The following is a 10,258-nucleotide window of genomic DNA, read 5'->3' as shown; positions in this document are numbered from 1 at the left end:
CACCGCGAGCCGGTCGAGATACGGCACGAGATCGTCGACGTCGCGGTTGTTCGGCCAGATCACGCCGGTCTTGCCGGTGCGACGCGAAAGCGTCTCCGGATCGCCGAGAAAGCGTGTCGAGGAAATCAGGATCGCGCCGTCGCCTGGAATTTCTGCATCGTCTGCCACATGGACGAACGCGTCGCCCAGGATTTTTCCATTCTTAACGAGTGGCATAGACCCGCTCCCTGAAAGGTTCGACGCCGAGCCGCTTCACCGTGTCGACGAACAGTTCATCGGGACGGGCGCGCAGCGCGAGGTAAGCCTCGACAATATCCTCGACCACGTCGGCGACCTCGCCGTAAGGCACCGCGGGTCCGATCAGGGTGCCGACCACGGCATTCTCGTCGGCGCGGCCGCCGATCGTGATCTGATAGAACTCCTCACCGTTCTTCTCGACGCCGAGAATGCCGATATGGCCGACATGGTGATGGCCGCAGGCATTGATGCAGCCGGAGATGTTGACGTGCAGCCGCCCGATCAGATTGGCGGTGTCGTGATTGGCAAAGCGCCGGGTCAATTCCTGCGCGATCGGGATCGAGCGCGCATTCGCCAGCGAGCAATAATCCAGTCCCGGGCAGGCGATGATATCGGAGACCAGATTGACGTTCGGCGTCGCCACGCCGATCTTGTCCAGCGCCCGCCACAGCACCGGCAGGTCACGGCGGGCAACATGGGGCAGCGCCAGGTTCTGCTCGTGACCGACCCGAATTTCACCGAAGGAATATTTGTCGGCGAGATCGGCGATCGCATCCATCTGGTCGGCGGTGGCGTCGCCGGGCGGGCCCCCCACCGGCTTCAGCGACAGCGTGACGATCGCATAGCCCGGCACCTTGTGCGGCGCGACCGAATTCTTGCGCCAGGCCTCGAAATGCGGGTCATGCGCCGCCTTCTTCAATTCCTCCGGCATATGCGGCAGTTTTTCGTAAACCGGATAGGTGAAACGCGAGCGGATGTCCTCGACCACGGCATCATCAAGCGTCAGCGCGCTGTCGCGCATCTGCAGCCACTCGTCCTCGACCTCCTGCGCGAATTTCTCGATGCCGAGCTCGTGCACCAGGATCTTGATGCGGGCCTTGTAGATATTGTCGCGGCGGCCGTACTGGTTATAGACGCGCAGGATGGCCTCGACATAGCTCAGAAGATCGCGGCCGGCCACGAACGGCTTTATCGTTTTGCCGATGAACGGGGTGCGGCCCAATCCGCCGCCGACCAGCACCTCGAATCCGGTCTCGCCTTCGGCGTTCCTGTACAGGCGCAGGCCGATGTCGTGCACCTTGATCGCGGCGCGGTCGTGTTCCGACGCGGTGATGGCGAATTTGAACTTGCGCGGCAGGAAGGAGAATTCCGGGTGCAGCGTCGTGTATTGCCGCAACAGCTCCGACCAGATCCGGGGATCCTCGACCTCGTCCGGCGCCACGCCGGCCCATTGATCCGAGGTGACATTGCGCGTGTTGTTACCCGACGTCTGCATGGCGTGAATGCCGACTTCGGCGAGATCCGACAGCGCGTCCGGCAATTCGGCGAGCTTGATCCAGTTGAACTGGATGTTCTGCCGGGTGGTGAAATGGCCGTAGCCGCGGTCATAGCGCCGCGCGACATGCGCCAGCCGCCGCAATTGCTTCGACGACAGCGTGCCGTAGGGAATAGCGACGCGGAACATGTAGGCGTGCAGTTGCAGATAGACGCCGTTCTGCAGCCGCAGCATCTTGAATTCGTCCTCGGTGAGTTCACCGGACAACCGGCGCTTCACCTGATCGCGAAATTCTTCGACCCGTTCGTTGATCAGCGTGCGATCGAGTTCGTCATATGCGTACATCGGAGACTTGCCTTATGCCGGAACCGGAAGATCGATGGTGACGCCTTCCGACCGAATGTGTTCACGCAGATTGCCGGGCTTGATTTTGCCGCCGTCCTTGACCTCGACCGGCGCGATGTAGGCGCCGACCGCGCCGACGTCGTCGGCCACCGATTCGGCGAGCAGGGCACGGGCTTCATCAGAGGTGCGAACGACCGCCGCATCCGACAGGCTCACCGACCAGCCCTGCTGGGCGGTGCGGTAGATCACGACGCCATCCCAGGTGCGGTTGGCGGTGACCATCGAGGGACCGGTAATCCTGATTTTTTTCTGTTCGAGCGGAGAGGTCATTCGGCGGCTTCCAGCAATTTTGCGATGACTTGATTGAGGTTATGAGCGTGCCAGCCCTGATTGCGCCATTCTCGGGTAAGCCGTTCTTGCATAAGCCATGGCGCGGAATGCGCGACCACGTCGCCGATGATGAGCACGGCGGGACCGCCGTCGATCTTTTCGACCAGGCCGGGCAGGTCTTCCAATCTTCCGACGGCCGCCTGCGAATCCGGCCGCGTCACGCGCGCGAACACGCCGACCGGCGTGTGCGGCGAGCGTCCCGCGGCCAGCAGACCGTCGCGGACCGACGGCGCCGCGGTCATGCCCATATAGACCACGATCGTCATTTTCTCGTCCGTCAGCACCGACCAGTCGACGGCTTCAGCGTCTTCGGCCTTGTGCGCGGTGAGGAAGGTGATGCGCAGCGCCTCGTGCCGGAACGTCAACGGCACCTCGAACTCCGCGGCCGCACCAAGGGCTGCGGTAATGCCCGGCACCACCGAATAGGCGACGCCGGCCTCGCGCAACGCTTCGATTTCCTCGCCGCCACGACCGAACACAAAGCCATCGCCGCCCTTGAGCCGCACCGCGCGCTGTCCTGACTTCGCCGCCTCGATCAGCAACCGGTTGATCGCGGCCTGGCCGATGCCGGGCTTGCCGACGCGGCGGCCGACCGGCACCCGCGAAGCATCGCGGCGGGCGCGATCGAGAATTTCCGATGACACCAGTTCGTCGTAAAACACGATGTCGGCGTCCTGCAATGCGCGTAACGCCTTGACCGTGAGCAAATCCGGATCGCCGGGGCCGGCGCCGACCAGCGTCACCCTGCCCTCCGCCTGGCCGCTCGCCAGCGCACCGGCGAAATCCGCGGGATCGCTGATATCATGCAGCGCCGCTTCCGCCTCGTTGAGGCGGCCGGCGAGCACCAGCGCGCCGATCGGGCCGTCGATCACGCGCTCCCAGAACCGGCGACGCAGCGGCATCTCCGCGATACGGTCATGGATTGGCTTGCGCCAGCGGCCGATAAAGCCGGCGAGATCGCCGATCCGTGACGGCAGAACGGCCTCGACACTCTCGCGCACGCGGCGCGCCACCACCGGCGAGGCGCCGCCGGTGCCTACCGCCACCACCACGTCGCCGCGATCGACGATGGCGGGAAAAATGAAAGTCGAATGCGCAAGATCGTCCATCACATTGACGGGCAGGCCGACGGCCCTCGCCCGCGCCGACATCGCCGGCCCGAGTTCGCCGGCGCCCGCGCACAGGATTGCGATCACCCCGCCGAGGTCGGCGGTCAAGGGATCGCCTTCGGCCAGTTCGATCCGCGCTATGTCCGTTGTCTCCAACCCGCTCACATCATGGTGGCCGTCGGCTGCGTACCAGCGAACCCGCGCATTGGCGGCGCCAAGCAGGCGCAATTTCACCCGCGCCAGTTCCCCGGCACCCACCAGCAGCACCGGACCGGCTTGCAGATCGAGAAATACCGGCAGGAATCGCATGCGATACTCGCTTCCCCCATCCATGGGGTTGACTGGAATTATTTTCTATATATGTCTCATTCAGCGGCAGCAAAGAGAAAATTATTGTTTCTCTATTGCAACGCAACTATAGAATTTTAGCCTTTAAAGGCCAAGGTCCAGAGATGCATCTTCTCGACAACGATCAAGCAAATGACCGGTTGCAAGGGGCCGTCCCGATCGTGGAATCTGCGGTCATGCAGACTTCGACCGATAGGCGCCTCCAGGAGGCCGGCCAAGGACCCTCGATGGACCACCTCGACGCGCTCGAGGCCCAAAGCATCTACATTTTCAGAGAGGCCTTCGCGCGGCTGAAAAAGCTGGCGCTGCTGTGGTCGCTCGGCAAGGATTCCAATGTGATGATCTGGCTGGCGCGCAAGGCCTTTTTCGGCCGCGTGCCATTCCCCGCGATGCATGTCGATACCGGCAAGAAATTTCCGGAGATGTATGCGTTTCGCGATCGCTACGGCAAGGAATGGGAGCTCGATCTCAAGATCGAACCGTGCCCGCCGCTGGAAACCATCGATCCGACGCTGCCGCCGGCCGCCCGATCGGCCGCGCGCAAGACCGAAGGGCTGAAGCTCGCGCTCGCCAAATATGGCTTCGACGGATTGATCGCCGGCATCCGCCGCGATGAAGAAGCCACCCGCGCCAAGGAGCGGGTGTTCTCGCCGCGTGGCACCGAAGGCGGATGGGACGTGCGCGACCAGCCGCCGGAATTCTGGGATCAGTTCAACGCCTCGCCACCGCCAGGCGCGCATTTGCGCATTCATCCGATCCTGCATTGGACCGAAGCCGACATCTGGGCCTATACCAAGCGCGAAAACATCCCGATCATTCCGCTGTATCTGTCCCGGCAAGGCAAGCGCTATCGCTCGCTGGGCGACGCCGACATCACCAACCCGGTGATTTCCACCGCGTCGAACATCGAGGAAATTCTCATCGAGCTCGACGGCACCAAAGTGCCGGAGCGTTCCGGCCGCGCGCTCGATCACGAAACCGAAGACGCCTTCGAACGGCTGCGGGTCGCGGGCTATCTTTGACCGATATTGAGCTGAGCGTTGCGATGAACATGACCGTTACTCCCGCGATATCGTCGACCCCTAACGGCACCACGCGCCCGCAGGTCCGCATCGTCATCGTCGGCCACGTCGATCACGGCAAATCGACGCTGGTCGGACGGCTGCTGCACGAGACCGGCAGCCTGCCCGAGGGCAAGCTGGAAATGCTCAAGACCGTCAGCGCGCGGCGGGGCATGCCGTTCGAATGGTCGTTCCTGCTCGATGCGCTGCAGACCGAGCGCGATCAGGGCATCACCATCGACACCACGCAGATCCGCTTCCGCACCCAATCGCGCGACGTGGTGCTGATCGACGCCCCCGGCCACGCCGAATTCCTGCGCAACATGATCACCGGCGCCTCGCAGGCGGATGCCGCGGTGCTGATCATCGACGCGCTGGAGGGCGTGCGCGACCAGACCCGGCGCCACGGCTATCTGCTGCATCTGCTCGGCATCAGGCAGGTCGCGGTCGTCGTCAACAAGATGGATCGGGTCGATTTCAGCGCGGCGCGATTTGCCGAGATCAGCGCCGAGATTTCCGCGCATCTGATCGGTCTCGGCGTCACACCCTCGGCGGTGATTCCGATTTCTGCGCGCGACGGCGACGGCGTCGCCGAGCGCACGCCGCGTATCGGCTGGTACACTGGACCGACCGTGGTCGAGGCGCTCGATGCGCTCGAACCGGCGCGGCCGCTGGCGCAGCTGGCGCTGCGGCTGCCGGTGCAGGCGATCTATAAATTCGACGACCGCCGTATTGTCGCGGGCCGCATCGAATCCGGACATCTCGCCGCCGGCGACGAGATCGTCATCATGCCCGCGGGCAAGGTCGCGCGGATCAAGAGCGTCGAGGGCTGGCCGGTGACACCGGTCAAGGAGGCTCAAACCGCGGGACGGTCGGTCGGCATCACGCTCGACCGCGAACTGTTCATCGAACGTGGCGACGTCATCGCCCATGTCGGCAGCAGCCCGCGCGACACCCGCCGTCTTCGGGCGCGCATTTTCTGGCTGCACGACAAGCCATTGGTGCCCGGCGCTTCAATCCTGGTGCGCCTCGGCACCAAGGAAACCCGCGCCACCGTGGTTGCGATCGAGAAAGCGGTCGATCCCGGCGAACTGTCGAGCATGGAGACCCAGTCGATCGCGCGCAATCATGTCGGCGAGATCGATATCTCGCTGGCGCAGGCGCTGGCCGCCGATCCTTTCACCGACAATCCCCGCACCGGACGCCTGGTGATCGAGGTCAATGGCCGCATCGCCGGCGGCGGCCTGGTGCTCGCGGTTGATTCCGGGCAGCGCGCCATTCCCGCCGAAATCGTGCCGGTGGAATCAGCGCTGCGCCCCGACGAACGCTCGGCACGCTACCGCCATGGCGGCGCGGTAATCTGGTTGACGGGATTGCCGGGCTCCGGCAAATCGACATTGGCGCGGGCGCTGGAAAGCCGATTATTCGGCAAGGGCGGCTCGCCGGTGTTGCTGGACGGCGACACGCTGCGCGCCGGACTCAATCGCGACCTCGGCTTCATCCCGGCCGATCGCACCGAGAATATTCGCCGGCTGGCCGAAGTCGCCACCCATCTGGCGCGCAACGGACATATCGCCATCGTCGCTGCGGTTTCGCCTTCGGCGGAAGACCGTGCCGCGGCGCGCCGCATCGCCGACACCGCCTTCCGCGAGGTCTATGTCGCGACGCCCGTCGAAGTCTGCGAAAGCCGCGATCCCAAGGGCCATTACGCCAAGGCCCGCGCCGGTGCGCTGCATGCGTTCACCGGTATCGGCAATGATTACCAGCCACCCGCAGCCAGTGACCTGACGATCGACACCTCGGTTTGCTCGGTCACCGAGGCAACCGACGAGATCGAGCGAATGCTGGCGCGAACCGGCATTCTGTTCGACGAGCTGGTCGACCTCGCGGCCAATATCTGAGCCTGATCTGTACCTGCACCTGAATCCGGCGACCGCCACCGATATGGGCAATCCGGGGTCGCCAAAGGCCTTCTCATGGCCCCGGCTTTGGCGTTAAAAGGGCAGTGGAAACTTCCCTTTGCGGCGCCCTTTTTGCCGTTTTATCCCCCGAAACGGCGCTTAGCCGCCGTTTCCCGCGAGAAATCCCCCGAGAAATCACCCATGAACCGTATCGATGCCCACGGATTGAAAATCGCCCCCGTTCTGTTCGACTTCATCGCGGGGGAAGCGACCCCCAAAACCGGCATTTCGCCTGACGCCTTCTGGGCCGGCCTTGCCGCCATCATCCGGGATCTGGCGCCGAAAAATCGGGAGCTGCTTGCGGTGCGCGACACCCTGCAGGCGAAAATCGACGGCTGGCACCGTGCCCACAAAGGCAAACCGTTCGACATGAATGCGTACACCGCATTTTTGAAGGAAATCGGCTATCTGCTGCCGGAGCCAGCGACCCAGAAGGTCGAGACGTTAAATGTCGACGAGGAAATCGGGAAAATCTGCGGACCGCAGCTGGTGGTACCGCTTACCAACGCACGCTATGCCCTGAACGCCGCCAACGCGCGCTGGGGCAGTCTTTACGACGCATTTTACGGCACCGATGCGATCCCGCACGAGGCCGGCGAAGGGGCCAAGGGCTTCAACAAGGCGCGCGGCGCCAAGGTGATCGCCAAGGCCAAGGCGTTTCTCGATGCCGCCGTCCCGCTGGCGACCGCAAGCCACACCGATGTGACGTCCTACAGCATCATCGCCGGCCAGCTCGCGGTCAAACTGAAAAGCGGCAACGCCACCGCGCTGAAGTCGAACACGCAGTTCGCCGGCTATCAGGGCGATCCCGCCGCGCCGAGCGTAATCCTGCTGGTCAATAACGGGATGCATATCGAAGTCAAAATCGACCGCAGCCATATCATCGGCAAGGACGATCCGGCCGGCGTGGCCGACATGGTGCTGGAATCGGCCGTCAGCACGATCCTGGATATGGAAGACAGCGTCGCGACGGTCGATGCCGAAGACAAGGTGCTGGTCTACCGCAACACGCTCGGCCTGATGAACGGCACATTGTCCGCCGATTTCGAGAAGGGCGGCAAGACGCTCAAGCGCGCGCTCAACCCCGACCGCGTCTATACGACGCCGGACGGAAAGCAACTCAAGCTGCATGGCCGCAGCCTGCTGTTGATGCGCAATGTCGGCCATCACATGTTCACCGATGCGGTGCTCGACTCAGCCGGCGAAGAAATTCCGGAAGGCCTGCTCGATGCCGCCGTCGCCGGCCTGCTGGCGATCCACGATCTCAAGGGCTCTTCGCCCACGCGCAACAGCCGCACCGGCTCGGTTTACATCGTGAAGCCGAAGATGCACGGCCCCGACGAGGTCGCGCTAACTTGCGAACTGTTCGCCCGGGTCGAGCAAATGTTGTCGTTGCCCGAGAACACCATGAAGGTCGGCATCATGGACGAGGAGCGCCGCACCACGGTCAACCTCAAGGCCTGCATCCAGAACGCGCTGAAGCGCATCTGCTTCATCAACACCGGCTTCCTCGACCGCACCGGCGACGAGATCCACACCTCGATGGAAGCGGGCCCGATGATCCGCAAGAACGACATGAAGGCCCAGCCCTGGATCAAGGCCTATGAAGACTGGAACGTCGATGTCGGCCTGATCGATGGCCTGCCCGGCCATGCCCAGATCGGCAAGGGGATGTGGGCCGCACCCGACATGATGGCGGACATGTTGGTGCAGAAGCTCGCGCATCCGCAGGCCGGCGCCACCACCGCATGGGTACCGTCGCCGACCGCGGCAACCCTGCACGCGCTGCATTATCACCAGGTCAACGTGCAGGCGCGCCAGCAGGAACTGGCCAACGGCGGCCCGCGCGCCAAGCTGTCCGACATCCTCACCATTCCGGTGTCGCAGTCGAACTGGGCGCCTGACGATGTGAAGCAGGAGATCGACAACAATTGCCAGGGCATCCTGGGCTATGTCGTGCGCTGGATCGATCAGGGAGTCGGCTGCTCCAAGGTGCCTGACATCCACGACGTCGGCCTGATGGAGGATCGCGCCACGCTGCGTATTTCGAGCCAGCATCTGGCGAACTGGCTGCATCAGGGCGTCATCACCGAAAATCAGGTGATGGAGTCGTTGAAGCGGATGGCGATTGTGGTCGATGGACAGAACAAGGGCGATCCGCTGTATCGGCCGATGGCGCCGGGTTTCGACGGCGTCGCCTTCAAGGCCGCCTGCGATCTGATCTTCAAGGGGCGCGAGCAGCCGAACGGCTACACCGAATACATCCTGACCGCTCGGCGCCGCGAAGCCAAGGCTGCGGGTTGATCGCGCTATAACCCATCAGATCAAGGAAAAGCCCTGGCAGTCGCCGGGGCTTTTTGTTGTCGTAAGCGCGAACGATAAACTTCCGTCAGCGCTTCGGATGGGCTTCCAGGCAAACCTCCCAAAGCGCCTAAAACACCGCGATATATTTCAGCAGTGAAATCACGCCGAGGACGATCACGACGACGCGCGCGATCTGCTTGGCGCGGCCGTCGAGCGGCAACAGGTTAATCAGATACAGAATGAGAATAACGACGAGAAACGTGACAAGTACGCTGATTAACATTCGAGGTCCCCTTAATGGACGCAAAAAGAGAAAGTCGTCTGGCGTCAACCATCAACGCCAAACGGGCGCGCCGGTTCCCAGGCGGGGAACCGGCGGTATGTATCTGAATAAACGGTGTTTTCAGGCCCATACCCGCCTCAACGGCAGGGTTGCTGTCTAAATATTTACTCTTTTTTGTCTAAGTAGGCGAAATTTCAGGGGCCTATTCATGTTGAATCGTTTGACGGTGTCTTCGCTGATCCAATCGGTCATCGTCCTGATGTCGGCCTGCATGGTGGCCCTGCTCTGCTTCACTGCCTGGGACTCATGGCAGCGGCTCACCACGACGAGCCGGATTTCGGTGGTTGCCGATGCGTCATCGAGTCTCTTCAAGGCGATGCATAATCTGCGCAGCGACAGATCGACCACGGTCCGCAGCCTTAATGACGACGCGGTCTTGCAACCGAACATCGAAAAATATCTGCGCGATACCCGCGACGCCCAGATGCCGGCGATGCGATCGGCAGTCGAAGTGCTCGGCTCGGTTGACTTCGCCGATCACGCGACGCTGGTTCCCGAGTTGACCCGGCTGGTACAGTCGATGACCGCGCTGGAAGCCGAGTCGTGGGATGCGATGCAAAAGCCGAAGGCTTCGCGTCGCCCGACGCTTGGCAAGGAATTCCTGGACGTTACGGCGGCGCTGCTCGATACCATGGACAAGATATCGGTCCGGATTGCCGCTTCCGTGAACCATAGTGATCCGGTCATCGATCAGTTGCTGATGATCAAGCAGCTCGCCTGGCTGATGCGCAATACGGCCGGCGAAGCATCGCTGCTGATATCGAACAGCCTGGCGGCCGGCCACGCCGCGCCCGAGGTCCGCCAAAATTACACCAAGCTCGTCGGCGGTATCGAGATTGCATGGACTGCGCTGCAGACCGTGGCCGCAGGAAGCGCGCTGCCAC

7 protein-coding genes and 2 pseudogenes are annotated in these 10,258 nt (G+C 62.9%); 4 read left to right on the top strand and 5 right to left on the bottom strand.

What is annotated here, in order from left to right; translation table 11 throughout:
• The 4 genes and pseudogenes from ABR948_RS24040 to cysG form a co-directional block, all read right to left on the bottom strand.
• Positions 1–216, bottom strand: a pseudogene (locus ABR948_RS24040) (DUF934 domain-containing protein); the annotation flags it as partial.
• The gene (locus ABR948_RS24035) at positions 203–1,858 is read right to left on the bottom strand and encodes a nitrite/sulfite reductase (protein ID WP_428122897.1); all 1,656 of its coding nucleotides are present in this window, start codon (positions 1,856–1,858) and stop codon (positions 203–205) included. The gene ABR948_RS24035 and the pseudogene ABR948_RS24040, both read right to left, overlap by 14 nt.
• 12 nt (positions 1,859–1,870) lie before the next feature.
• Complete coding sequence (locus ABR948_RS24030; protein ID WP_428122896.1) at positions 1,871–2,188, bottom strand: DUF2849 domain-containing protein; 318 nt, start codon at positions 2,186–2,188, stop codon at positions 1,871–1,873.
• Entirely contained in the window at positions 2,185–3,666 is a 1,482-nt protein-coding gene (gene cysG, locus ABR948_RS24025; protein ID WP_428122894.1) for a siroheme synthase CysG, read from the bottom strand. The genes ABR948_RS24030 and cysG overlap by 4 nt, the downstream gene beginning before the upstream one ends.
• A gap of 266 nt (positions 3,667–3,932) precedes the next feature.
• On the opposite strand from cysG, the gene cysD reads away from it, so the two are divergent.
• The 3 genes from cysD (at position 3,933) to ABR948_RS24010 (ending at position 9,031) form a co-directional block, all read left to right on the top strand.
• Positions 3,933–4,727: a sulfate adenylyltransferase subunit CysD gene (gene cysD / locus ABR948_RS24020; RefSeq protein WP_428122893.1), complete on the top strand. Its 795-nt coding sequence runs from the start codon at positions 3,933–3,935 to the stop codon at positions 4,725–4,727.
• 23 nt (positions 4,728–4,750) lie between these two features.
• On the top strand, positions 4,751–6,667 hold the full coding sequence (gene cysC, locus ABR948_RS24015; protein ID WP_428122891.1) for an adenylyl-sulfate kinase: 1,917 nt from the start codon (positions 4,751–4,753) through the stop codon (positions 6,665–6,667).
• Positions 6,668–6,868: 201 nt separating this feature from the next.
• Positions 6,869–9,031 (top strand): malate synthase G, encoded by a 2,163-nt coding sequence (locus ABR948_RS24010; protein WP_428122889.1) that lies wholly within the window; start codon positions 6,869–6,871, stop codon positions 9,029–9,031.
• A 127-nt stretch (positions 9,032–9,158) separates the two neighbouring features.
• On the opposite strand, the gene ABR948_RS24005 is transcribed toward ABR948_RS24010, so the two are convergent.
• A complete protein-coding gene (locus ABR948_RS24005; RefSeq protein ID WP_428122887.1) occupies positions 9,159–9,314 on the bottom strand; it encodes a Thivi_2564 family membrane protein in 156 nt (51 codons plus the stop codon).
• A gap of 208 nt (positions 9,315–9,522) precedes the next feature.
• On the opposite strand from ABR948_RS24005, the pseudogene ABR948_RS24000 reads away from it, so the two are divergent.
• Positions 9,523–10,258: pseudogene (locus tag ABR948_RS24000) on the top strand (methyl-accepting chemotaxis protein); the annotation flags it as partial.

This window comes from Bradyrhizobium sp., assembly GCF_050014615.1.
Taxonomy (GTDB): domain Bacteria; phylum Pseudomonadota; class Alphaproteobacteria; order Rhizobiales; family Xanthobacteraceae; genus Bradyrhizobium.
This window is presented reverse-complemented; position numbering and strand designations above follow the sequence as displayed.